At 66.7% G+C, this 23,817-nt stretch carries 17 protein-coding genes and 1 pseudogene; 4 read left to right on the forward strand and 14 right to left on the reverse strand.

The window, feature by feature from the left end; translation table 11 throughout:
• The first annotated feature begins 34 nt into the window (after positions 1-34).
• Positions 35-8,800, forward strand: coding sequence for an iron-regulated protein frpC (locus tag ACRQ5J_RS23050; RefSeq protein ID WP_432380139.1), 8,766 nt, complete (start codon positions 35-37; stop codon positions 8,798-8,800).
• A gap of 88 nt (positions 8,801-8,888) precedes the next feature.
• Here the strand turns inward: ACRQ5J_RS23050 and flgL are convergent, their stop codons facing one another.
• The 11 genes and pseudogenes from flgL to flgB all read right to left on the reverse strand — a co-directional run bounded on the left by flgL (position 8,889) and on the right by flgB (position 19,711).
• Complete coding sequence (gene flgL, locus ACRQ5J_RS23055; RefSeq protein WP_432380141.1) at positions 8,889-10,151, reverse strand: flagellar hook-associated protein FlgL; 1,263 nt, start codon at positions 10,149-10,151, stop codon at positions 8,889-8,891.
• A gap of 25 nt (positions 10,152-10,176) precedes the next feature.
• Positions 10,177-12,123, reverse strand: coding sequence for a flagellar hook-associated protein FlgK (flgK, locus tag ACRQ5J_RS23060; protein ID WP_432380143.1), 1,947 nt, complete (start codon positions 12,121-12,123; stop codon positions 10,177-10,179).
• Positions 12,124-12,175: 52 nt separating this feature from the next.
• Positions 12,176-13,147 (reverse strand): flagellar assembly peptidoglycan hydrolase FlgJ, encoded by a 972-nt coding sequence (gene flgJ / locus ACRQ5J_RS23065; protein ID WP_432380145.1) that lies wholly within the window; start codon positions 13,145-13,147, stop codon positions 12,176-12,178.
• A gap of 11 nt (positions 13,148-13,158) precedes the next feature.
• Positions 13,159-14,274, reverse strand: coding sequence for a flagellar basal body P-ring protein FlgI (locus ACRQ5J_RS23070; RefSeq protein WP_432380147.1), 1,116 nt, complete (start codon positions 14,272-14,274; stop codon positions 13,159-13,161).
• A 5-nt stretch (positions 14,275-14,279) separates the two neighbouring features.
• On the reverse strand, positions 14,280-14,933 hold the full coding sequence (locus tag ACRQ5J_RS23075) for a flagellar basal body L-ring protein FlgH (protein WP_432380149.1): 654 nt from the start codon (positions 14,931-14,933) through the stop codon (positions 14,280-14,282).
• A 10-nt stretch (positions 14,934-14,943) separates the two neighbouring features.
• Positions 14,944-15,735 (reverse strand): flagellar basal-body rod protein FlgG, encoded by a 792-nt coding sequence (gene flgG, locus ACRQ5J_RS23080; protein ID WP_432380150.1) that lies wholly within the window; start codon positions 15,733-15,735, stop codon positions 14,944-14,946.
• A 68-nt stretch (positions 15,736-15,803) separates the two neighbouring features.
• A complete protein-coding gene (flgF, locus tag ACRQ5J_RS23085) occupies positions 15,804-16,544 on the reverse strand; it encodes a flagellar basal-body rod protein FlgF (protein WP_432380151.1) in 741 nt (246 codons plus the stop codon).
• A 25-nt stretch (positions 16,545-16,569) separates the two neighbouring features.
• Positions 16,570-18,126, reverse strand: a complete 1,557-nt coding sequence (locus tag ACRQ5J_RS23090; RefSeq protein WP_432380153.1) for a flagellar hook protein FlgE — start codon at positions 18,124-18,126, stop codon at positions 16,570-16,572.
• Between the two features lie 29 nt (positions 18,127-18,155).
• Entirely contained in the window at positions 18,156-18,851 is a 696-nt protein-coding gene (locus tag ACRQ5J_RS23095) for a flagellar hook assembly protein FlgD (RefSeq protein WP_432380155.1), read from the reverse strand.
• 19 nt (positions 18,852-18,870) lie between these two features.
• Complete coding sequence (gene flgC, locus ACRQ5J_RS23100; RefSeq protein ID WP_432380156.1) at positions 18,871-19,281, reverse strand: flagellar basal body rod protein FlgC; 411 nt, start codon at positions 19,279-19,281, stop codon at positions 18,871-18,873.
• 2 nt (positions 19,282-19,283) lie between these two features.
• Positions 19,284-19,711 (reverse strand): annotated as a pseudogene (gene flgB / locus ACRQ5J_RS23105) (flagellar basal body rod protein FlgB).
• A 155-nt stretch (positions 19,712-19,866) separates the two neighbouring features.
• Between flgB and flgA the strand changes: the two are divergent.
• From flgA to ACRQ5J_RS23120, 3 genes are all read left to right on the forward strand, one after another.
• Positions 19,867-20,559 carry a flagellar basal body P-ring formation chaperone FlgA gene (gene flgA, locus ACRQ5J_RS23110; RefSeq protein ID WP_432380157.1) on the forward strand — a complete coding sequence of 231 codons (693 nt, stop codon included), beginning with the start codon at positions 19,867-19,869 and terminating at the stop codon, positions 20,557-20,559.
• Positions 20,560-20,657: 98 nt separating this feature from the next.
• Positions 20,658-20,975, forward strand: coding sequence for a flagellar biosynthesis anti-sigma factor FlgM (gene flgM / locus ACRQ5J_RS23115; protein ID WP_432380158.1), 318 nt, complete (start codon positions 20,658-20,660; stop codon positions 20,973-20,975).
• Positions 20,976-20,982: 7 nt separating this feature from the next.
• Positions 20,983-21,459, forward strand: a complete 477-nt coding sequence (locus tag ACRQ5J_RS23120; RefSeq protein WP_432380160.1) for a flagella synthesis protein FlgN — start codon at positions 20,983-20,985, stop codon at positions 21,457-21,459.
• Between the two features lie 124 nt (positions 21,460-21,583).
• Here ACRQ5J_RS23120 and motD read toward each other — a convergent pair whose 3' ends face one another.
• The 3 genes from motD to ACRQ5J_RS23135 are packed head-to-tail and all read right to left on the reverse strand — an operon-like array spanning position 21,584 to position 23,815.
• Complete coding sequence (motD, locus tag ACRQ5J_RS23125) at positions 21,584-22,354, reverse strand: flagellar motor protein MotD (protein WP_432380161.1); 771 nt, start codon at positions 22,352-22,354, stop codon at positions 21,584-21,586.
• Position 22,355: 1 nt separating this feature from the next.
• Complete coding sequence (locus ACRQ5J_RS23130; RefSeq protein ID WP_432380163.1) at positions 22,356-23,102, reverse strand: flagellar motor protein; 747 nt, start codon at positions 23,100-23,102, stop codon at positions 22,356-22,358.
• Positions 23,084-23,815 (reverse strand): RNA polymerase sigma factor FliA, encoded by a 732-nt coding sequence (locus ACRQ5J_RS23135; protein WP_432380164.1) that lies wholly within the window; start codon positions 23,813-23,815, stop codon positions 23,084-23,086. The genes ACRQ5J_RS23130 and ACRQ5J_RS23135 overlap by 19 nt, the downstream gene beginning before the upstream one ends.
• Between the last annotated feature and the right edge of the window lie 2 nt (positions 23,816-23,817).

A 23,817-nucleotide genomic window follows, 5' to 3' on the forward strand; every position in this document is an offset into this window, starting at 1 on the left:
AATCCATATCCTCGTCGCCCCTGGAGGCCGTGCAATGACTTCGATTTTTGTGAACTTTAATTCCGACCAGATCGCCAGCCTGTCGACGCAGCAAATTGCCGCGCTGACCACCGAGGATATGCACGCGTTCAGTTCCGACCAGCTCGGCTGGTTCAGCCCGACACAGCTGCGTGCGCTGACCACCCGCAGCATCGCCTACCTGACCACGCAGAACATCGCCGGCATCAGCACCGACGGCATCCAGGCGCTGAGCACCACGCAGATCGCCGCGCTGACCACCGCCGTGCTGCCGGCGCTCACCACTGACCAGCTGGTGGCGCTGACCACGGCCGACATGACGGCGCTGTCGAGCCGCCAGCTGAACGCGCTGCTGCCGGGCCAGTTCGCCGCGCTGGAAACCGTCGACCTGCGCGCGCTGCGCACGCAGCAGATCAGCGGCATCAGCTCCAACCAGATCGTCAACCTGAGCACCGACCAACTGAGCGCGCTCAGCACGGCCCAGCTCAACGCCATCAGCACCAGCGCCATCACCACGCTGACCGCCGAACAGCTCGGCGCGCTCAACTCCACCGCGTTGCAGGCGCTCGGCAGCCAGCAGCTGAACGCGCTGCGCGCCGAACAGCTGGCGACGGTCAGCACCGACCAGATCGCCTGGCTGAGCACGCAACAAATGGCCGCCCTGTCGACCGCCGTGGTGCAATCGCTGTCGAGCGACCAGATCGCCGCCATCGAGACGCGCGACCTGGTCTGGCTGAACAACGCGCAGATCCGCGCGCTGAGCGCCGGCCAGCTGGCCGCCCTCGGCACCGGCCAGGTGCAGTCGCTGCGCAGCAATGCGATCGCCGCCCTGCGCTCGGACCAGCTGAGCGCGCTCAGTAGCGACCAGATCAACGCCCTCACCTCGCTGGCGCCGCTCACCGCCGCCCAGATCGCAGGCCTGAGCACCGACCAGGTGAACGGGCTGCGCACGCAAACCGTTGCCGCCCTCAGCAGCGCCCAGCTGGCCGCGCTGAACGGCGACCAGGTGGCGGCGCTGAGCGACGCGCACATCATCGCCCTCAGCACGCAGCAAATGGCCACCTTGGGTACCCGCATGGTCAGCCAGCTGACCACGGCGCAGGTGCTGGCGATCGAAGCGCGCGACATCGCCGCCCTCGGCAGCGCCCAGTTGCGCGCGCTCAACAGCGACCAGCTGGCCGCCCTCAGCACGGCCCAGGTGGCGGCGCTGGCCAGCGACATGCTGCCGGCGCTGCGCCCCGACCAGATCAACCTGCTCAGCACCGACCAGATCGCCGCGCTGAAAAACCTGCTGCTGATGAGCAGCGCGCAGTTCGCCGCGCTCAGCACCGACCAGCTGGTGGCGCTGGAAACGCGCGACCTGGTGGCGCTGACCAGCCAGCAGCTGGCGGCGCTGACGCCGGACCAGATCGCCGCGCTGAGCACCGACCAGGTCGCGCTGCTGGGTTCGGCCCAGGTGGGCGCGCTGACCACGCGCGTCATCGCGCAACTGGGCACGGCGCAGATCCAGGCCATCGAAACACGCGACATCCGCGCGCTGACCGCAGCGCAGATCGGCGCGCTGCAGAGCGACCAGCTGGTGGCGCTGCGCACCGACCAGATTTACGCCCTGACCAGCGCCGACCTGCAGGCGCTGCGCCCGGACCAGTTGGCCGTGCTCGGCACCGACCAGATCGTCGCCATCAGGTCGCCGCTGCCGCTGACCAGCGCCCAGCTGGCGGCGCTCAGCACCGACCAGCTCGCCGCGCTGTCCACCGCCGCCATCGCCACCCTCAGCAGCAGCCAGCTGGCCGCGCTGAACGGCGAGCAAGTGCAGGCGCTGGGCAGCGACCAGCTGGCCGCGCTGACCACCGCCCAGGTTTCGGCGCTGACCACCGCCATGCTCGGCAGCCTGAGCACGCAGCAGATGCTGGCGCTGGAAACGCGCGACATCGCCGTGTTGAGCCCGTCGCAGCTGCGGTCGCTGTCGACCGCGCAGCTGGTGGCGCTTACCAGCGACCAGTTCGGCGCGCTGAGCACCGACGCCGAGCGCGCCCTGACGCCGGAGCAATTTGCCGCGCTCACCACCGACCAGATCGTCGCGCTGAAAACGCTGGCGCCGCTGACCACCGCGCAAATCCGCGCCATGACCAGCGATCAGCTGCTGGCCATCGAAACCCGCGACGTGGTGGCGCTGACCAGCGCCCAGCTGGCCGCGCTCGGCAGCGACCAGGTGCAGGTGCTGAGCTCGGATCAGATCGTCCTGCTGACCACGGCGCAATACGCCGACCTCAGCACCAACATGCTGAACGCGCTGACCACCGACCAGCTACGCCTGATCGAAACGCGCGACATCCGCGCGCTGCGCAGCGCGCAGGTGGCGCAGCTGGGCACGGACCAGGTCGTCGCGCTGGGCAGCGACCAGGTGGCCGCCCTCAGCACGGCAGCCGTGAGCGCACTGCGCGCCGAACAGCTGGCCGCGCTCAATAGCGACCAGTTGGCCGCGCTGCTGCTGTCGCCGCTGGGCACGCACCAGATCAGCGCGCTCACCAGCGACCAGATCGCGCTGATGAGCGGCAGCGGCTTCAGCCGGCTGAACACGGCGCAGATCGCCGCCCTCGGCAGCGACCAGGCGCTGGCCATCACCAGCGACCAGGTGGTGGCGCTGGACACCAGCCAGTTGCGCGCGCTCGGCACCAGCGCGCTCATGGCACTCGGTACCGACAGCATCGCCGCACTCAGCAATGGCGACCTGGCCGCGCTCAACACGCGCCAGATCGCGGTGCTGACCAGCAACCAGCTGCTGGCGCTGAGCACCACGCAGCTGCGCGCGCTGACCACGCAGGAAATCGCCGCGCTGACCGCCGCCCAGCTGAACGGCATGAACGACACCCAGCTCGACGCACTGCTGACCTTGTCCGCGCTGAGCACCCGCCAGTTGCAGGCGCTCAATACCGACCAGCTGTCGCACCTCAATCTGGACGACCTGCGCTCGCTGAAGACCAGCCAGCTGGCGGCGCTGGCCACCGACCAGGCGCGCGCGCTGACCACCGACCAGATCGCCGGCATGCTTACCGAGCAGCTGCGCGCGCTGAGCACGCAGGCGATCCGCGCGCTCACCACCGATCAGCTCAGCGGCCTGACGCCGCTCGGCATCATCAGCCTGAGCACGCGCCAGGTGGCGGCGCTGAGCACCGAGCAGCTGACCTCGCTGACCACGCGCCAGATCAGCGCCATGAGCACCGCCGAAGTGGCGGCGCTGACGCCGGCGCAAAAGGCGGCGCTGACCAGCGACCAGATCGCCGCGCTGCCGTCGCTGGCCAGCTTCTCGACGCAGGCCATCGCCGCGCTCACCACCGACCAGATCATCTCGCTGCCGCTGGCGATCCTGGCCAGCCTGACCACGGCGCAGGTGGCCGCGCTGACCAGCGACCAGGCGGCGGTGCTGACCACGGCGGAAATCGTGGCGCTGAGCACGGCCCAGGTGCGCGCGCTCGGCACCGCCCAGCTGGCGGCGCTGAGCAACACGCAGCTGCAAAACATGGAGCTGATCGACCTGCAGGCGCTGAGCAGCCGGCAGATCGCCAGCCTCACCACCGACCAGGTCAGCAATCTGCTGCTGGGCCAGGTGGCGGCGCTGGGCACCCACATCATCAGCGCGCTGACCACCGCGCAGGTGCAGGCGCTCAGCACCGACCAGGTCGCGGCGCTGAGCACGCTGGCGCCGCTGACCAGCCGCCAGATCGGCGCGCTCACCACCGACCAGATCGCCAGCCTGAGCAGCATCGCCACGCTGAAGACCAACCAGATCGCCGGCCTCACCAGCGGCCAGGTCGGCGCCCTCACCAGCGCCCAGATCGTGGCGCTGAGCACAGCCCAGGTGCGCAGCCTGAACGCCGCCACGCTGGCCGCGCTGTCCACCGACCAGGTGGCGGCGATCGAGGAAATCGATATCGCCGCGCTGGCCAGCAACCAGATCGTCGCCTTCAGCAGCGACCAACTGGCCGCGCTCAGCGGCGTCCAGTTCGCCGCCATCAGCAGCGCCAACCTGGCGGCGCTGACCACGCGCCAGATCGCCGCGCTGAGCCTGGCGCAGGTCGACAGCCTGGCCTCGCTGGCGCCGCTCACCACCAGCCAGATCCGCGCCCTCACCAGCGACCAGTTCGCCAGCCTGCTGCTGGGCCAGATCGCCACGCTGAAAACCAGCCAGTTGGCCGTGCTCAACAGCGCGCAGGCGCAGGCCCTGAGCAGCGACCAGCTGGTGACGCTGAGCACGGCCCAGGTGCGCGGCATGGGCGCCGCCACGCTGACCCTGCTGACCTCGGACCAGATCGCCGCGATGGAAGCGGTCGACATCGCCGCGCTGTCCAGCGCGCAGGTGGCGGCGCTGCGCACCGACCAGGTGCGGGCGCTGACGCTGGAGCAGTTGGCGGCCTTCACCTCGCAGGAAATCGCGGCCTTGACCACGCGCCAGCTGGGCATGCTGAGCACGCAGCAATTTGCCGCGCTGGGCGCGCTGGCCGGGCTCGGCACCCGGCAGATCGCCGGCCTGTCGTCGGACCAGCTGCGCGCCCTGACGCCGGAGCAGATCGCCAACCTGAAAACCAGCCAGGTGGCCGCCCTCGGCAGCCAGCAAGTCCGCTACCTGACCAGCAGCCAGGTGCCGGCGCTGACCACCGCGCAGGTACGCTCGCTGTCGAGCGACGCGATCGCGGCGCTGTCCGGCGAGCAGCTGAACGCGCTGGAAGACGTCGACCTGCGCGCGTTCAACAGCCAGCAGATCGCCGCGCTCGGCAGCGCGCAGCTGGCGGCGCTGCGCCTGAACCAGTACAACATCCTGACCACGCAGGAAATCGCCGCGCTGACCACGCGCCAGATCGGCTACCTGGACAACAGCCAGCTGGCCGCGCTCAGCAGCCTGACCGTGCTGACCAGCGCCCAGGTGCGCGCGCTCAGCAGCGACCAGTTGGGCGGCCTGTCGGTCGACCAGTTTACCGCCCTCAAGACCAGCCAGCTGGCGGCGCTGGACAGCCGCCAGGTCGGCGGCCTCGGCAACGCGCAGTTGATCGCGCTCAGCACCGCGCAGGTGCGGGCGCTGGCGGCCGGCCTGATCGCGCGCCTGAACCAGGCGCAACTGACCGCGATGGAAGTGGAAGACTTCGCCGCGCTGAGCACCGACCAGCTGCGCGCGCTGACCACCGAGCAGATGACCTATCTGCTGACCCAGCAGTTGCAGGCGCTGCGCACGGCCAGCGTTGCCGCGCTGACGCAAAGCCAGATCGGCGCCCTCAGCGCCGCCCAGCTGGCCGCGCTGGGCGCGCTGGCCAACTACACCACGGCGCAGATCGCCGGCCTGTCGACCGACCGCATCGTCGCCCTCACCGTGGACGACATCGCCTCGCTCAGCACCCGGCAGATCGCCGCGCTGACCGCGCTGCAGACCGGCGTGCTGGCGCCGGCCCAGCTGGCCGCGCTCAGCGGCGCCCAGGTCGGCGCGCTCAACACCAGGGCGCTGGCCGGCCTGGCGCCGGCGCAGCTGCCGTCCATCGAGGCCGGCGACTTCGCCTTCCTCAACTCGGCGCAACTGGCCGCGCTCGGCACCGACCAGTTGCAGGCGCTCAGCGATGAGCAGATTGCCTTCCTCAGCAGCCGCGGCATCGCCGGTCTGAAGCCGACGCAAATCGCCGCGCTGCGCGGCGACCAGCTGAACGCGCTGACCGCGATCAACAGCCTGAGCACGGCGCAGATCCGCGCGCTGAGCGGCGACCAGTTGGCGCTGCTGTCGCAGGCGCAGATCGCCGCGCTCGGCACCGCGCAGATCGCCGCGCTGAGCAACGCGCAAACGCCGTACCTGACGCCCGACCAGATCGTCGCGCTGCAAACGGGCGACCTGATCGCCATGAACACGCGCGCGCTGCAAGCGCTGTCGCAGGGACAGATCAGCGCCATCGAGGGCGAGGACCTGGCGGCGCTCAAATCGGCGCAGATCGCCGCGCTGACCACCGCGCAGTTCAGCTGGCTGACCGACGCCCAGATCGGCTTGCTCAGCACGGGCGCGCTGGCCGGCCTGACCGCCGCCCAGGCGCGCAGCCTGTCAGCCAGCCAGCTGATCGGCATGAGCGGCGGCCAGTTGCGCGCGCTGAGCACGCAAGCCATCGCGGCACTGAGCGCCAGCCAGTTCGCCGCCATCGAAGCGGGCGACATCGCCGCGCTGACCACGGCGCAGATCGTAGCGCTGGGCACGGCCGACATCCAGGCCATTTCTGACGCCCAGCTGCAAGCGCTGACCTCGGCCCAAGTGCGTGCGCTCAGCACCGCCCAGGTCAGCGTGCTGACCCAGGCGCAACTGGCGCAGCTCCCGCTCGGCTGGCTCGGCACGCAGCAACTGCCGGGGCTGAGCACGGCCAATATCGGCCAGCTGGACGACAGCCAGCTGGCCGCGCTCACCACGGCGCAGATCGCCGTGCTGTCGACCCGGCAGATCGCCGCGCTGAACACGCACCAGATCCAGGCGCTCAGCGTCAACCAATGGAAGGCCATCAGCACCGACGGCATACGCACGCTCAGCGCGGCGCAGCTGGCCGCGCTGGAAGATGCCGACCTGGCCGCCCTCGGCAGCCGCCAGTTCGCCGCGCTGAGCACGGCACAGATCCAGCAGTTGTCGGTTGACCAGATGGGGCAGTTGAGCACGCTTGAAATCGCCGCCATGACAGCCGCGCAAATCAAGGCGCTCAGCACCGCCCAGCTGGCCGGCCTGCGCACGCTCACTCCGCTGACCACGCTGCAATTCAGCGCGCTGACCAGCGCCCAGCTGCAATCGCTCGACGGCGCCCGCATCGCCACGCTGCAAACGCGGCAGGTTGCCGCGCTGACCAAGACGCAGCTGCAAATCCTGCGCACCGACCAGATCGTCGCGCTGACCACCGCGCAGGCGCAGGCGCTGTCGCTGGCCGCCCTGCCCGGCCTGAGCACCGCGCAGATCGCGGCCATGGAGGCCGAGGACGTGCGCGCGCTCACCAGCGCCCAGTTCGCCACGCTGAACACGGCGCAGGTGGTCACGCTGAATCTGGACCAGCTATCGCTGCTGCGCACGGCGCAATTGCCGGGCCTGAGCGCGGCCGGCCTGAAGGCGCTCAGCACCAGCCAGCTCAACGCGATCGCGTCGCTGGGCACCTTGAACGACAGCCAGGTCGGCGCGCTCACCACCGCGCAGGTCGGCGCGCTCGACGAGGACAGCTTCCTGTCGCTGCGCTCGGCGCAGATGGCGTCGCTGCGGGCGGCGCAGGTGGCGGCGCTGGCCAGCGACAAGCTCGGCATGCTGAGCACCAGCCAGGCCAGCGGCCTGACGCTGGCCTGGCTGACCACCGCGCAGATGCCGCAACTGAGCCTGACCGCGATGAAAGGCCTGAGCAGCGCCCAGGTGGCGACGCTGAAAACCGCGCAGCTGACCGCGCTGAGCGGCGAGCAACTGAACGCGCTGACGACGCGCGCGCTGCCAGGACTGACCTTGTCGCAGCTGCGCGTGCTGCGCACCGACCAGATCGGCGCCCTGAGCACGCTGCGCGGCTTCACGGCCGACCAGATGGCCGGCTTCAGCTCGACGCAGATCGCCGCACTCGAGGCCAGCCTGTTCGACACGTTATCGACCCGCCAGCTCAGCGTGCTGACCTCGGCGCAGTTCGCCGGCATCGGCACCAGCCAGATGGCCACGCTCGGCTCGGCCGACGTCGGCGCGCTGTCGCTGGGCGTGCTCAACGGCCTGAGCGCCGAGCAGGTCAGCATGCTGGACGGCGGCGACATCGCCGCGCTGAAGACGGCGCAGATCGTCGGCCTGAAGGCGCCGCTGGTGCAAATGCTCAGCGTGCCGCAGGTGCAGGCGCTGACCACCGCGCAGATCCGCGCGCTGATCGCCACGCAGCTCAAGGCCCTCAGCACCGATCAACTGGCCGGTCTCAGCATGACGCAGGTCACGGCGCTGCTGGCCAGTCCGCAGAAATCGGCGCTATCGACCGAGCAGTTGTCGGTGCTGACCGTCAGCCCGCTGGTCCTCGACCTCGACGGCGACGGCATCAGCACGCTCAACATCGGCGCCGGCGTGCGCTTCGACCTCCGCGCCGACGGCAGCAAGGTCAACACCGGCTGGGTCGGCGGCGGCGACGGCCTGCTGGCGCTGGACCGCAACGGCGACGGCGTCATCAACGACGGCGGCGAGCTGTTCGGCACAGCCACCGCCAGCGGCGCCGGCGGCAACAGCGCCAACGGCTACGCCGCGCTGAGCGAACTCGACAACAACCACAACGGCGTCATCGACAGCGCCGACACGCTGTTCGGCGACCTGCGCGTGTGGGTCGACGCCAACGCCGACGGCATCAGCCAGGCCGGCGAGCTGAAGACGCTGGCGGCGCTCGACATCGCCAGCCTCGGCCTGCAAGCGCAGGCGTCGACCGACTTCGACCACGGCAACTGGATCGGCCTGCGTTCCAGCTACACCAGCACCGACGGCAGCACGCACGCGCTGGCCGACGTCTGGTTCCAGGCCGGCCGCGCCAGCGACGCCAGCGCGCTCAGCGCAGCGATCGGCGGCTACGTCCAGCAAGCCGGCAGCAGCGCACCGGCCACCGCCCGGCTGACGCCCGACGGCAGCAGCACCCCGCCAGGCGGCCTGGACGGCAGCGTCGCCAGCGCCGCCGCGCGTCTGCAGCAATACCAGGCGCTGACCGCGCTCAGCAACGCCGCCGCCGCGCAGCACGACGACTGGCTGCGCAAGCAGCCGGCCCCGCAAGGCATCCTCGCCGCAAAATAAAACCGGGGTCAGGTCTGACAAAAGCACACGGGCTCAACTGCTGCGCAGTTGAGCCCGTGTGCTTTTGTCAGACCTGACCCCGGAATGGCTAGCTGATGTAGTTGAACAGCGAGAGGCCGGACATGGTGGTGAACGATTTCTGTGCGGCCGTCAGCGTGGTCTGCTGCTGCGTGAACAGCGAGATGGCGGCCGTGTAGTCCAGGTCTTGCAGGTTGGAGAGCGTGGTGGCGTATTGCAGCCCCAGGTCGTCGCCCGAGCTGTCCAGGTAGTCCAGCTCCTTCAGCCGCGAGCCAACCGCCGCCTGCACCGACAACACATTGTCGGCGGCGTTGTCGATGTTGACTTGCAGCTGGTTCAGCATGTTGTTGATCTCGGCATTGCCGGCCGGGCCGTTGCCCGGCGAACGCAGCGCGTCAATGAAGCCTTGCACCGTCTCGAAGATCGATTGATTGGTCGACGGCTCCACCGAGAAGCTGTCGCCGTCCGCCGGCTCGCCCTTGACGTCGAACTGCACGCCGTCAAAGGTGATGTTCTGACCGCTGACGTAGTCTTGCGGCACCGCCGGAATCGGCGTCGGCGGCACCGGATCGCCGGTGGTCAGGTTGGTGACCGTGTACGTGGTCTTTTTCGGCACGCCGTCCGCGGCCGGCACCACCTGGAAATTGATCTGGTACTTGTCGCCGGTCAGTTGCGTAGCGTCCTTGACCGAGCCGGCGCTGATGATGCCGGTGCCGCCCCGGTCGTAGTTGCCGGCGTCCGGCATGGTGACGAACTTGCCGTTGCCGGTGATGTTAGATTCGAACACCGCGGCGCCCGAATCGGTGATGGGGATGGTGCGGGTCGATCCCACCTGCAACGAACGCTGGCCCTGGTCGCCCTGGTAGTCGGCGCCGGTGGCGGTCTTGGTGAACGGCATGGTGGTCGATTTGTAGCCGGAGAAGACGTAGCCGCCCACCCCGTCCGAGGAGTTGGCCACGCCCAGCAGGTCGGCCAGCCGCGCTTCCAGCTCGGTGGCCAGCGAGCCCAGGTCGGACGGCGTGTAGGTGCCATTGCCGGCTTTCACCGCCAGGTCCTTGATGTCCTGCAGGATGGCCGTGGTGCTGGCCAGCGCCGTCGCTTCGAGGTTCAGCAAGCCCTTGGCGTTGGAGCGGTTGGTGGCCAGCTGGGTGTTCAGTGATTGCGATTGCGTCACCTCCAGCGCGCGCGCGCTGGCGATCGGGTCGTCGGCGGCGGTCAGGTTCTTGCGCCCGGTCGACAGCTGCTGCTGCGTGCGCGCCATGGCCGACGACAGCGACGTGATCTGATTCGATCCCGTATCGAAGATGGTTCTGGTGCTGATGCGCATAATCATGATGCTACCCTATTCCTGTGTTTGCCTAGTTGCCCAGGCTGAGCAATGTGTCGAATAACTGGCTGGCCACCTGCATGACCTTGCCGCTGGCCTGGTACGCCTGCTGGTAGCGCAGCAGGTTGGCGGCTTCTTCGTCCAGGTTGACGCCCGATACCGACTGCTGCGCATTGGTGGCCTGCTTGACGGCGGCGTCGGCGGCGGTGCTGGCGATCTGCGATTCGCGCGCCTTGGTGCCGACAAAGTTGACCATCTGCGCATACGTGGTCTGGAAGGTCGACTTGCCGTTGTTGAGTATGTTCTTGGTCTGCAGGCCGGCCAGCAGCGCGCCGTTGCGGCTGTCGCCGACGCCGCTGGTGTTGGGGCCGACCGTGAATTGGTCGTTGTCCGCCGGCGTGCCGCTGATGGTGAAACTGATGCCGCCAAAATTGATGGTGGCGCCGTCGGCGTACTTCGGCTGGCCCGGCGTCGGCGGATAGGCCGTGGTGGTGCCGTTCTGGGTGACGCTGACGGTGACGCCGGCCGGGAAGCCGGACAGTTCGCCGGTGTCCTTGTCGTAGGTGAGCGTGACGGGCGCGGTCAGCGGCGTGCCAAGGTAATCCTTGTCCACCGTGCCGGCCGAGATCTTGGCGTTGCCGGCGTTGGTGGTCGGCGCGGCCGTGGTGACCGGCGCCGCCAGCGCGATCTTGGCCGGGTCCGTGATCGCCACCGTCAGGCTGGCGGCGGCGTTGTAGGTCGGCCGCACCAGGAAGTTGTCCTTGTCCGCCGGCGTGCCGCTGAAGGTGTACGTGACACCGTCGACCTCCTGCGGCGAACCGGTGATCTGGGTGACCTGGCCATCGCTCTTGCGGGTAATGCTGTAGCTGGCGCTGACGGCGTCGTAATCGACGCTGTAGTCGCTGGCGGTGAGCTTGCTGGCGTCGGTCACCACGCCCTTCACTTCGGCCGTGCTGGCGGCCGAATTGCGCGTGCTCGGCCCGACATAGGCTTCGATCGGATTGAAGAAGTTGCCACCGGGCGCGTCGTTCTGGTCCTGCCCCAGCACGTGCTGGGCGTTGAAGGCCGTGGCCAGGCCGGCGGCGACCTGCCCCAGCTGGTTCTGCGCCTGGTCCAGCGCGCCGTTGCGGAAGTCCATCACGCCGCCCAGCTGGCCGCCGGTAAACACCGCGTCCGGCAAGGCGCTGAAGTTGCCGTTGGGCGCGGCGTAGCCGATCACCAGCCGGCTGGCATCGTTGGGCGAGGACGCGGTTTCCAGCTGAAATGGCTTGTTGCCCACCACCAGCGGTTGACCGTTGCCGAACTGCACGTTCAGCATATTGTCGTCGCCCTGCGTGACGTTGACCTTGATCAGCTTGTTCAGCTCGGTCAGCATCTGGTCGCGCTTGTCGAGCAAATCGTTGGGCGCCACGGTGTCGGTGGTCAGGCCGGCGATGGTGTTGTTGATCTCGGCGATCTGGCGCGCGTAGGCGTTGATCTCGTTGACGCTGGAGTTGATCTGGCTGTTGACGCCGGACGAAATCTCCACCAGCCGCGCGTTCATCGCGTGGAAGCGCGAGGCCAGCGATTCGGCATTCGACAGCAGCGACTGGCGCGCGGCCGACGAGGCCGGGCTGGCGGTGGCGTCCTGCACGCCCGAGAAGAAATCCTGCAGGGCCGGCGACAGGCCGGCGGTCGGGTCCGACAGCAGATTGTCGATCTGGTTGATCTGGTTGCTGTACGAGTCCAGCGCCGCCTGGTTGGCCTCGGCATTGCGCAACGACGTTGCCAGGAAGTTATCATAATAGCGGCGGACGGCCGTGATCTCGGTGCCCGTGCCTACGTAGCCGAAGCCGCGGTACTGGGTACCGGTATCGCCCTGGATGGCCACCTGGCGGTTGTAGCCGGCCGTATTGGCGTTGGTAATATTGTTGCCGGTGGTCGATAAACCGACCTGGGCAGCCAATAAACCACTTTTACCGATGCTGAGAAGACTCATGATAGTTTCGCTTTAGTTAGGAAGGTTTACGGCAGCTTTTGCCGAAACTTGATCATCCAGCCAGCGAGCGCTTGATGATGCTGGTCAGTTTGCTGGCGTAGTTCGGATCGGTGGCGTAGCCGGCCTTTTGCAGCCCCTGGGCGAAACTGGCGGCGTCGCCGGCGCTGGCCAGCACTTTTTCATAGCGGGGGTTGCCTGTAATCAATTTCGCGTAATCCTTGAAACTGTCGGCATAGCTGTCGTAGGCGCGGAAGCGCTCGACCCGGCTCTGCGCCTTGCCGTTCACATACTCGGTGGTGGTGGCCTCGACCACCTTGCCCTTCCAGTCGGCGCCGGCCTTGATGCCAAACAGGTTGTGGCTGTTGCTGCCGTCGCGGCCCTTGATCTCGCGCCGGCCCCAGCCTGATTCCAGCGCCGCCTGGCCCAGCATGAACTTGGCCGGGATGCCGGTGGCCTTGCTGGCCTCCTCGGCGTGCGTCGCCAGCTTCTCCTGGAAGCTGCGCACGTGCGGCGCCTGCGAGCCCTTGCTGGCCGAGGCCGTCGCCGCCTCGGTGCTGGCGGCGGTGGCGGCCGCATTGCCGCCGGCCGCCGCGATCGCGCGTTGCAGCTTGGCGTCCATCAGGCTGGCCATGCCGGAAAAACTGCCGGCGTTGCTGCCGCTGGCGCGGTCGCCGGCGTCGCCGCTGCCGATCGCCAGCGCCTGCTGGTCGCTCTGCCTGGACAGCTGGCGCACCAGCATGTCGGCCAGGCCGATGCCCTTCTTGGCGATGTTCTGGCTGGTTTGCTGGTCGAGCATGGTCTGGAAGGTCTTGCTCTGCTGGCTGTCCAGCATGCCGTCCTGCGGCGTGGCGTCGCGCATGCTTTTCATCATCATGTTGACGAACATGGCTTCGAACTGGGTCGACGCGGTTTTCAGCGCCTCCGGGCTGCCGGCGCGGGCCGATTGCTTGAGGCTGCCCATATCGCGCAGGTCAAGGGCGAATTTGCCGCTCAGGTCATTGGAGGTCGAGGTTGGGCTGGCCATGGGACACCTGCTTAAATAATTTCCAGTTCAGCGCGCAGCGAGCCTGCGGCCTTCATTGCTTGCAAGATCGACAGCAAGTCTTGCGGCGTGGCGCCGATGGCGTTGAGCGCCTTGACCACCTCGGCCAGCGAGGCGCCGCCCTTGACCAGCATCACCTTGCCGCTGTCCTGCTTGATGCCGACCTGCGGATTCTGCGTGACCACCGTGCGGCCGCCGGACAGCGGATTGGGCTGGCTGACCTGGGTGTCGGCGTTGACCGATACTGACAGATTACCGTGGGAAATGGCGCACGTATCCAGCGTCACCGCGCGGTTCATCACCACCGAGCCAGTGCGGGCGTTCATGATCACCTTGGCCGGCTGCTCGGCCGGATTGACTTGCATGTCCTGCAGCGTGCCGATGAAGCTCACGCGCTGGTCGCTGCCGCTGGGTGCCTGCACGCGGATCACGCGGCTGTCCATGGCGTAGGCGATGCCGGCGCCGTATTTGTCGTTGATCGCCTCGACCACGCGGCTGGCGGTGGCGAAGTCGGCATTGTTGAGCTCCAGCTTGATCATATTGCCTTCGCCCAGATTGGTGGCGACAGCACGCTCGACCGTGGCGCCACCGGAAATCTTGCCCACGCTCAGGTGGTTGACGGTCAGCGAGCTGCCGCCACCGCCACCGCCGGCCTGCACGCCGACGCCGCCGACCAGCACATTGCCCTGCGCCATGCCGTACACCTGGCCGTCGGCGCCCTTGAGCGGCGTCATCAGCAGCGTGCCGCCGCGCAGGCTCTTGGCGTTGCCCATCGACGAGACGGTGATGTCGAGCTGCTGGCCGGGCTGGGCGAACGGCGGCAAGGTCGCGGTCACCATCACGGCTGCGACGTTTTTCAGCTGCAACTGGCTGCCCTGCGGCAGGTTCACGCCCAGCTGCTGCAACATCGAAATCACGCTCTGCACGGTGAACGGGGTCTGCGTGGTCTGGTCGCCCGAACCGTCGAGGCCGACCACCAGGCCATAACCCAGCAATTGGTTGTTGCGCACGCCGGCGATGCTGGCCAGGTCCTTGATGCGCTCGGCCTGGCTCAGCGGCGCCCACAGCGACAGGCACACCAGCAGCGCGGCTTTGAGGGAAGTTTTCATGGTCATCAGAACGGCAGCAGGCTTTGGAAGAAGCGCGACGCCATCGACGACAGCTCGGCGCGGTCGATGGTGTTGGCGGTGCGGTACTCGACGCGCGCGTCGGCCACCGCGGTCGACGACACGGTGTTGCCGGTGGCAATGCTATCGGGGTTGATCATGCCGGAGAAGCGGATGTACTCGGTGCCCTTGTTCATGCCGACCTGCTTCTCGCCGGCCACGATCAGATTGCCATTGCTCAGCACCTCGACCACCGTGATGCCCATGGTGCCGGTGAAGGCGTTGCTGGCGGTCTGGGCGTCGCCATCGCTATAGGTGTTCTCGGTCGACACCGCCAGCGGATTGCCAAAGGTGCTGCGCAGCTTGGCCGGCATGGTGGCCGATACGCTGCCCGACTTGTTGCCGGACGCGGTGCCGCTCTTGTTGGCCGAGGTGCGCTCGGTAATCACCAGCGTCAGCACGTCGCCGACATGGCGCGCGCGGCGATCCTCGAACACCGGGCGGAACGCGGACGACTGGTAGATGGCGCCGTTGTTCGGCACCGCCTGCAGCTGTTCGCTGGTCAGCGGGCGCGCGGTCTTCGGACCGGCCACGATGGTCGACGGCGTGGCGGCGCAACCGCTGAGCACAGCGGCGGCAAGCAGGGGAATGGCGTAGTTCATGGCGGCTCCCTTACATCTGCGACAGCTTCTGCAGCATCTGGTCGGAGGTGGTGATGGCCTTGGAATTGATCTCGTACGCGCGCTGGGTCTGGATCATATTGACCATCTCCTCGACCACGTTGACGTTGGAGGTTTCCACATAGCCTTGCAGGATCAGGCCGGTGCCATTGGTGCCGGGCGTGTTCTGCTGCGGCGCGCCGGAGGCGGTGGTTTCCACGTACAGGTTCTCGCCCTTGGACTCCAGCCCGGTCGGATTGATGAAGGTGGCCAGCTGCAAATTGCCCAGTTGCTGGGTGGTGGTGGCGCCGTTCGGGCCGGCGATATTGACCGAGACCGTGCCGTCGCGCGCCACGCTGATCGATTGCGCGGTGATCGGGATGGTGATGGCCGGTTGCAGCACAAAGCCTTCCGAGGTCACCATCTGGCCGTTCTGGTCGCGCTGGAACGAGCCGTCGCGGGTGTAGGCGGTAGTGCCGTCGGGCAGCAGCACGGTGAAGAAGCCGCTGCCGTTGACCATGATATCTTTATCGTTGCCGGTCGACTGCGGGTTGCCCTGGGTGTGGATGCGCTCGATGGCGACCGGGCGCACGCCGGTGCCCAGCTGCATGCCGGACGGCAGGTTGGTCTGCTGCGACGACAGCGCGCCCGGCTGGCGGATGTTCTGGTACAGCAGATCCTCGAACACGGCGCGCGACTTTTTGAAACCGTTGGTGCTGACGTTGGCCAGATTATTGGACGTCACGTCCATCTGCGTCTGCTGCGCCTCCATGCCGGTCTTGGCGATCCATAACGAACGTATCATCTTGCTTCTCCCAATGCCGGATGAACGTTGGCTGTTCATCCCATGCAAGCATTATGCGGGAGAGGCCGTCAACTCAAAGCGAGGATCTGGGTGGCTTTTGCGGCGTTATTCTCGGCGTTCTTCATCAGGCTCATTTGCATTTCGAACTGCCTTGCCAGGCTGATCATGCTGACCATGGAGTCGACCGGATTGACGTTGCTGCCCTCCAGCACGCCATCGACCACGCGCACATTCGGGTCGTTCTGCGCCGGCGCGCCGTCGGCCTGGCGGAACAGGCCGTCGTCGCCGCGGATCAGGCCCTTGACGTCCGGGTTGACCAGCTTCAGCCGCCCCAGCACGTTGGCCGGGCCCGGCTCGAAGTTGTCGTTGACCACGCTCACCGTGCCGTCGCTGCCGATGGCGATCTTGGTGTCCGGCGGCACGGCGATCGGGCCGCCGTCGCCGATCAAGGTCTGCCCGCTGGTGGTCTGCAGGATGCCGTTTTCGGTGATCTTCAGGCTGCCGTTGCGGGTGTAGGCCTCGGAACCGTCGGCCGACTGCACCGCCAGCCAGCCTTGGTCGCGCACGGCGATGTCGAGCGGGCGGCCGGTGGTTTCCATCGGCCCGGAACGGAAGTCCGCGCCGACGGTGGAGTCGACCACGAAGGCGCGCGTCGGCAAGCCCTCGGACACCACCGGCACCGCCCGGAACGAGTCGAGCTGGGCGCGGAAGCCGGTGGTGGTGGCGTTGGCCAGGTTGTTCGACACGGTGGCTTGCTGCTCCATCACGTGGCGGGCGCCGGTCATCGCGGTGTAGATAAGACGGTCCATCGCTTGCTCCTCTTAACGCCGCGCCTTAACGCAGGTTGACCAGCGTCTGCAGGATCGAGTCCTCGGTCTTGATGGTCTGCGCATTGGCCTGGTAGACGCGCTGCGCGGTGATCATGTTGACCAGCTCGGCCGTAAGGTCGGTGTTCGAGGTTTCCACGGCGCTGGCGCGCAACTGCCCCATCGAGCCGGCGTTCGGCACGCCGATGGTTGGCGGACCCGAGTCCGAGCTTTCCGCCCAGGCATTGTTGCCCAGTGGCGTCAGGCCATCGACGCTGGCGAAGTTGGCCATTGCGATCTGGCCCATGGCGCGCGACTTGCCGTTGCTGTACTGGCCCAGGATGATGCCGTTCTCGTCGATCGAGTAACGCTGCCAGGAGCCGGCCGAATAGCCGTTCTGGGTCGAACCCAGGTCGTTGGTGACGCTGCCGTACTGGGTGGTCTTGTCGAAGGTGGTGGCCACGGTCATGGGTTCCTCGGCGCCGGTGGCCGGGAAGATCGGCAGCTTGACCTGGAACGGCAGCGTTTGCGGCGGGTCCATCAGCGCCATCGCCTGCTCGTCCAGCGCGCCGGACTTGGTGAACAGCAGCGTGCCGACCTTGACCGCCGGCACGACGATCGCGTCGGCCAGCGCGGCGTTGATGTCGTCGGGCGACTTGCCGGTGATGGAATTGCCGCCGGTCGGATTCAGCTTGGTGTATGCGGCTTGGAGCGCGGCGAGCTGCTCATCCGAGGCTGAGGCTGGATCGGTGCGGGCGGCCGCCACCATGGTGTCGTACGCGACCTGCGCATACGCGGCCGCGGCCGCGCCAACCGCCGCCGGATCGGCCGGCACGGCGCGCACAGCGTTGTTGTAGGCGGTGCGGGCCGCCGCCACGTCCGTGCTGGTATTGACCGAGGCGGCCACGCCGGCCGTGACGATCTCCTTGTTGTCGGCGCCGGCGTAGACGTCCCACGTATTGGCGTCGGTCTTGACGTAATAGGTGGTCATGATGTGGGCGGTGCCGAGCGTGTCGTACACGGTCAGCACAGTCTGCTTGTTGTAGCTGGTCGGGTCGGTGGCGTCGAACGGGACCGTCTTCGGCACCGCCTCGGCCGAACTCAGGTTCAGCTGGAAGTTCGCCTCGGTGGTGGCCACCGGTTTCAGGTCGGACTTGTCCAGCGTCAGCGGCACCGGCGCGCCCAGCTGGATCACGCCGGCCGTGTTGGCCAGGTAGCCGGTCAGCACGGCGCCCTGGGCGTTGACCAGCGTGTGGGTATTGTCTTCGTGGAACTGGCCGTTGCGCGAATACTGCACCGCGCCGTTGACCACCAGGCGGAAGAAGCCGCCGCCGTTGATGGCGATGTCGAGCGGGTTGTTGCTGGTCTCGATATTGCCCTGCGTGAACTGCTGCGCCAGTTTGGACACCGTCACACCAATGCCCGGGTTGTTGCCCGACACGCCGTTCAGCGAATTGGCGTACAGGTCGGCAAACTGCGCCTGCGAGCTCTTGAAGCCCACCGTGCTGGCATTGGCAATGTTGTTGCCGATGACATCGAGCGACTTGGATGCGGCGTTCAGGCCGCTCAATCCTTGTTGGAACATGGTATTCCCCTATCTAGGTGTGATACTGCTTACAGAACTTCCTTGACTTCGCTCATCGTGAAATGCCCGAGCGAGGTATTCAGTTTGACGCCGCTGGCGCCGGTCGAGACGCTGGCCACCGCGGCCAGCTGCAGCGGCGTCGCGGTCAGCGCGCTGCCGGCGGTCTTGGCGGTGACGGTGAAGGTGTAGTTGCCGGCCGGCGCGGTGGTGGTCTTGTCGTCCATCAGGCCGTCCCAGGTGATCGGGTAGGTGCCGGCCTCGGCATTGGTCATGCTCATCGTGCGCACCGTCTTGCCGCTGCTGTTCTTGATCTCGATGTCGACGGTTTGCGAATCGGACGCCAGCTCGACGCCGAACACGCTGGAACTGGTGGTCTTGCCGTCCTCGCCAGTGGCGCTGCTCAGCACGATGCCCTTGCCCTCGACCAGGATGCCCTTGCCGATCAGGTTGATGGCGGTGGACGACTGCGTGCTGGCGATGTCGCCGCGCAACGATTCCAGCGTGGCGTTGATCTGGTTGACGCCGGTGACGGTCTGCAGCTGCGCCAGCTGGCTGGTCATGGCCGCGTTGTCCATCGGATTGAGCGGGTCCTGGTTTTGCAGCTGGGTCACCAGCAGCTTCATGAACTTGTCCTGGTCGGCCTGCACGCTGTCGGTGGTCTTGGTGCTGGTCGGGACAGTGCTGTTCAGACTGACGGGGGTGTCGATAATGCCGCTAACACTCATGATGGCCTCTTCTTATTGGTTAGTTCTGACCGATGGTCAGGGTTTTCATCAGCAGCGACTTGGCCGCGTTCATGGTTTCCACATTGGTCTGGTAGGAGCGCGAGGCCGACAGCATATTGACCATCTCGTCCACCACATTCACATTGGGCATCGTCACGTAGCCGTTCTCGTCGGCGGCCGGATGCTTGGGGTCGTACATCATCTTCATCGGCGACTGGTCTTCCACCACCTGCTTGACCCGCACGCCGGTCGAGGTGCCGCCGTTGGTCGGCGTCTGCGCCTCGAACACCACCTGGCGCGCGCGGTAGGCTTCGCCGCTGGCGCTGGTGGCGGAATCGGCATTGGCCAGGTTGGAGGCCACCACGTTCAGGCGCTGCGCCTGCGCGCTCATCGCCGAACCCGACACATCGAAAATTTTAAAGAGCGACATGATTAGTTCCCTGGCTGAATGGCGGCCAGCATCGCCTTGATCTGGCCGTTGATGGCGTTGACGCCGGCTTCATAGCGGATGGCGTTGTCCGTAAACTGGTTGCGTTCGACATCCATGTCGACCGTGTTGCCGTCCACCGCGCCCTGCACCACGCCGCGGTACAGCAGCGGCGTGCCGTCGGCCAGCGTACCAGCCACTTGCAGGGGTTGGGGTAATGCTTGGGCGCAGTGGTCTTCAGCGCTTGCTGGGCGTTCGGATCGGCCTTGTCCATGGCCGACTGCAGCGCGCTGCTGAAGTCGATATCGCGCGCCTTGTAATTCGGCGTGTCCGCGTTGGCAATATTGGAGGCAATGACACTCTGACGCGCCGAGCGCAGGCTCAGGGCGGTCTCATTGAAGCGCATATAATCGTCTAACTTGCTGCCGAGCATGATTCGCTCCCCTTCCACATTGATGACAGAATCGATGATACGGAGTTGCCCGCCGCAACCATCGGGCGAGAAGCAGCGCATTTCCCGCGCTATTCCGCGCTTCAAGTTCAGACCGCCAGACTATGATGGCAACATTGAACGGGAAACCCACCACCATGAAACCACGTCTGCTAATGATCACGCTGCTGGCTGGCGCACTGAGCGCCAGCGCCGCCGCCCAGACCGGGCGCCAGGAAGTGGCCGCGCTGAAGAGCGCGGTCGAGCAATTCCTGCAGGTGCAGGCCGGCGGCCTGCCGGGCCAGGTCACGGTCACCGTCGGCGCCATCGATCCGCGCCTCAGCCTGGCCGCCTGCGCCGAACCGCAAGCGTTCTTCATGCCCGGCGCGCGCGCCTGGGGCAAAACCACGGTCGGCGTGCGCTGCGCGGCGCCGGCGTGGACGATTTATGTACAAGCCAACGTCACCGTGGTCGGCGAATACGTCGCTGCTGCCGCGCCGCTGGTGCAGGGCCAGCCGATCGACGCCGGCCAGCTGACCGTACTCAAGGGTGATCTGACAATGTTGCCTGCCGGCATAGCCACCGACGCCAGCCAGGTGATCGGCCGCAGCGCCACGATCTCGCTGCCGCCCGGCACGCCGCTGCGGCTCGATACGCTGCGCAGCAAGCCGGTGGTGCAGTCGGGCCAGCTGGTGCGGCTGGTGTCCAGCGGCAACGGCTTCAGCGTGTCGGCCGAGGGCCGGGCGATGAGCACGGCTGGCGACGGCCAGGTGGTGCAGGTCAGAACCGGCAACGGCCAGCAAATTACCGGCATCGCCAAGCATGGCGGCATGGTCGAGGTAGCATTTTGAACAACAAAAAGGCACGGGCCCGGCTAAAGTTTCGCGCCAGGCCGCCGTTACCGACTCAGATCCCGGAGTTTCGTACTCCTAGCTGAGAAGGAAATGCTGTGAAAATCAATGACTCATTAAAGAGCACGCCCGGCCTGCCGTCGACGCCGGCGGCCAACGGCGCCACCGCGCGCGGCACCGAAAAGGCGGCGCAAACGGCGACCACCAATGTCGCCTCGGATAATGTACGCCTGTCCTCGCAAGGGCAGGCGATGGCGGCCAGTTCTGCCAGCGGCGCCAACGCCGTGTTCGACACGAAGAAAGTCGAGCGCATCAAATTGGCGATCGCCGATGGCCAGTTCCAGGTCAACTCGGAAAAAGTAGCGGATGGCTTGCTGGATACCGTCAAGGATCTGCTGCACTCAAGAAAACGATAGGAAGATTATGACCACCGTCACTCCGCTGAACAGCCTGCGCGAAGAAGAGCACATCATGTCCACGCTGCTGGACTTGCTGCGCCAGGAACAGCAACTGCTGGTGACGGCGGAAATCGAAGGCCTGCCGGCGCTGACCAACCGCAAGACCGCGCTGGTCACGCAAATGACCTTGTTGTCGGCGCAACGCCACCGGGCGCTGGGCAAGGCGGGTTTTCCGGCCGAGGAAGCCGGCATGGATGCGTGGATCGCGGCCAGCGGCGAGGCGCGCGACGAATCGGCCAGCCTGTGGCAGGCGCTGCTGCAGCACACGCGCGAGGCCAAGGAGCTGAACCGCGTCAACGGCATGCTGATCAACAAGCAGATGGGGCATACGCAGGACGCGCTGCAATCGCTGCGTCCGCAAGGTTCGACCGCGAATAATTTCTACGGCCCTGGCGGCATCTCCACTTCCCTGCCGCGCAGCCGCGGCTTTCTGGCTGGCTGATCCGGTTTTTCCCGCGTCGCTTGCCGTCATTCACCGCCTAGCCCGCCGTCATTCCCGCGCAGGCGGGAATCCATGCTGCGTATGGGTTCCCGCCTGCGCGGGAACGACTGGATGAATGACGACATTACTGGCTGGTTGGCAATTCAGTACTCGGATCCGGAATGCCCGACAAAATCGTCACCGCCACGCGGCGGTTGCGCGCGCGGCCTTCGGCGGTGGCGTTGTCGGCCACCGGCTGATTGGCGCTGAAGCCCACCGCAGTCAGCCGCCCCGGCGCCACGCCGGCATCGATGAACAGCCGCACCACGCTGCTGGCGCGCACGGCCGACAATTCCCAGTTGGACGGAAAACGCGGATTGCCGATCGGCTGGTTGTCGGTATGCCCTTCCACCTGCACGTCGTGGCTGTCGGCCGCCAGCAGGCCGGCCACCGCGCGCAACGCCTCCACCGATTCCGGCATCAGCCGCGCATCGCCCGGATCGAACAGCACCGAAGCGTTGATCTCGACGCTGACGCCGCGCGAATTCTGCGTCACCCGCACCTTGCCCTCCTTGACCAGCGGCGCCATGGTCGACAACAAATCCTGCGCCAGCCTGGTCATCTGCTCCTTTTCCTTGCGCAGCAGCTCGGTGCGGCGCTTCAGGCCGGGATTGGGGATAGGCAGGTTCTGCACCTGGGTATTGACCGGCGTGGCCGAACCCTGGCCGCCGAAGGCGTCGCCGAGGGCGTCGGAAAACACCTTGTACTTGCCGATGTTGACCACCGAAATCGCATACATGACCACGAAGAACGCGAACAGCAGCGTGATGAAGTCGGCGTAGGAAATCAGCCAGCGCTCATGGTTCTCCGGCTCGTCGTCGAACTTCTTGCGCGCGCGGCGGTACTGGGGCTGCATGTCAATGCTCCCGCATCAGCGTGGCGATGCGTTCGTCGATGACGCGCGTGTGGTCGCCGGTGGCGATGTCGTAGAACACCTGCGCGGCGATCTCCTGCTGGTGCACGGCCTGGGTAACGATGGCCTTGAGCTTGTTGGCGACCGGGTAAAAGAACAGGTTGGCCAGGCCGACGCCGTAAATGGTCGAGACGAAGGCGATGGCGATGCCGGAGCCGAGCTTGCTCGGGTCGGTCAGGTTCTCCATCACGTGAATCAGGCCCAGCACCGCGCCGAGGATGCCGATGGTCGGCGAGTAGCCGGCCGCCGATTCCCAGATGCGCACCGCCTGGCGCTCGGCCGTTTCATAGGCGGTGATTTCGGTGTCGAGCAGCTGGCGCAGCTTTTCCGGCGCGATGCCGTCGACGATCAGGCGCAGGCCCTTGACGTTGAACTGGTCCTTCGAGGCCAGCATGTAGCGCTCCAGCGACAGCAGGCCGTCGCGCCGCGCCGCCAGGTTCCAGGCGTTGATCTCGCGCGCCAGCGCGGCGCGGCTGTCCTTGGGCGGCGCGAACACCAGCCGCAGCATGCGCACGCCGCGCACAAAGGTCTTGAAGCGGGTTTGCAGCAGCACCGCGCCAAAGGTGCCGACCACCACGATCGCGAACGCCGCCGGTTGCAGCAAGGAAGTGACCTTGCCGCCCTCCATGGTCTGGCCGATGACGATGCCGGCCAGCGCCAGCAGCACGCCGGCTACGCTGGCCCAGTCCAAGACCGCTCCCGGAGTGAGGCGCGCAGCCGCGCCACGGCCTGCGTATGCAACTGCGATACGCGCGATTCGGATACGCCCATCACGGCGCCAATTTCTTTCAAGTTGAGCTCCTCTTCGTAGTACAAGCCCATCAGCATCTTCTCGCGTTCCGGCAGCAGGTCGATGGCGTCGATCACCGCCTGGCGGAAGTCGCCGTCCAGCAGCGCACGCAGCGGGTCGGCGTCTTCGTCCGACGCGTAGCGATCCAGGAAACTGTCGTTGCCGTCGTCGTCGTGGAAGTCCTCGTAGTACACCAGCTGGTGGCCGCCGCCGTCGCCCAGCATTTCCTGGTAGTCGGCCAGCGACAGCTTGAGCGACTTGGCCACCTCCGATTCGCTCGGCGGACGGCCCAGGCGCTGCTGCAAGGTCGACATGGCGGCCTCGACCTTGCGCATATTCTGCCGCAGCGAGCGCGGCAGCCAATCGCTGCTGCGCAATTCATCGAGCATGGCGCCGCGGATGCGCAGCACCGCGTAGGTTTCAAATTGCGCGCCGTGCGTTTCCTCGTAACGGCTGATGGCGTCCAACAGGCCGATCATCCCGGCTTGCACCAGATCGTCGACTTCGACGCTGGGCGGCAGTTTCGCCTTCATGTGGTGGGCCAAGCGCTTGACCAACGGCATGTGCTCCGTCAGCAAAGTATCCTTGTCCGCTTTCCCTTTTACCGTATACATTC

Origin of the sequence: Duganella sp. P38, from assembly GCF_050859475.1 — a bacterium.
Classification (GTDB): domain Bacteria; phylum Pseudomonadota; class Gammaproteobacteria; order Burkholderiales; family Burkholderiaceae_D; genus Rugamonas.

What these genes read in the sequence shown, in the direction of transcription:
- ACRQ5J_RS23050 (WP_432380139.1), top strand. Translation starts at nt 35, where the DNA reads ATGACTTCGATTTTTGTGAACTTTAATTCCGACCAGATCGCCAGCCTG.
- flgL (WP_432380141.1), bottom strand. Translation starts at nt 10,151, where the DNA reads ATGATTATGCGCATCAGCACCAGAACCATCTTCGATACGGGATCGAAT.
- flgK (WP_432380143.1), bottom strand. Translation starts at nt 12,123, where the DNA reads ATGAGTCTTCTCAGCATCGGTAAAAGTGGTTTATTGGCTGCCCAGGTC.
- flgJ (WP_432380145.1), bottom strand. Translation starts at nt 13,147, where the DNA reads ATGGCCAGCCCAACCTCGACCTCCAATGACCTGAGCGGCAAATTCGCC.
- ACRQ5J_RS23070 (WP_432380147.1), bottom strand. Translation starts at nt 14,274, where the DNA reads ATGAAAACTTCCCTCAAAGCCGCGCTGCTGGTGTGCCTGTCGCTGTGG.
- ACRQ5J_RS23075 (WP_432380149.1), bottom strand. Translation starts at nt 14,933, where the DNA reads ATGAACTACGCCATTCCCCTGCTTGCCGCCGCTGTGCTCAGCGGTTGC.
- flgG (WP_432380150.1), bottom strand. Translation starts at nt 15,735, where the DNA reads ATGATACGTTCGTTATGGATCGCCAAGACCGGCATGGAGGCGCAGCAG.
- flgF (WP_432380151.1), bottom strand. Translation starts at nt 16,544, where the DNA reads ATGGACCGTCTTATCTACACCGCGATGACCGGCGCCCGCCACGTGATG.
- ACRQ5J_RS23090 (WP_432380153.1), bottom strand. Translation starts at nt 18,126, where the DNA reads ATGTTCCAACAAGGATTGAGCGGCCTGAACGCCGCATCCAAGTCGCTC.
- ACRQ5J_RS23095 (WP_432380155.1), bottom strand. Translation starts at nt 18,851, where the DNA reads ATGAGTGTTAGCGGCATTATCGACACCCCCGTCAGTCTGAACAGCACT.
- flgC (WP_432380156.1), bottom strand. Translation starts at nt 19,281, where the DNA reads ATGTCGCTCTTTAAAATTTTCGATGTGTCGGGTTCGGCGATGAGCGCG.
- flgA (WP_432380157.1), top strand. Translation starts at nt 19,867, where the DNA reads ATGAAACCACGTCTGCTAATGATCACGCTGCTGGCTGGCGCACTGAGC.
- ACRQ5J_RS23120 (WP_432380160.1), top strand. Translation starts at nt 20,983, where the DNA reads ATGACCACCGTCACTCCGCTGAACAGCCTGCGCGAAGAAGAGCACATC.
- motD (WP_432380161.1), bottom strand. Translation starts at nt 22,354, where the DNA reads ATGCAGCCCCAGTACCGCCGCGCGCGCAAGAAGTTCGACGACGAGCCG.
- ACRQ5J_RS23135 (WP_432380164.1), bottom strand. Translation starts at nt 23,815, where the DNA reads ATGTATACGGTAAAAGGGAAAGCGGACAAGGATACTTTGCTGACGGAG.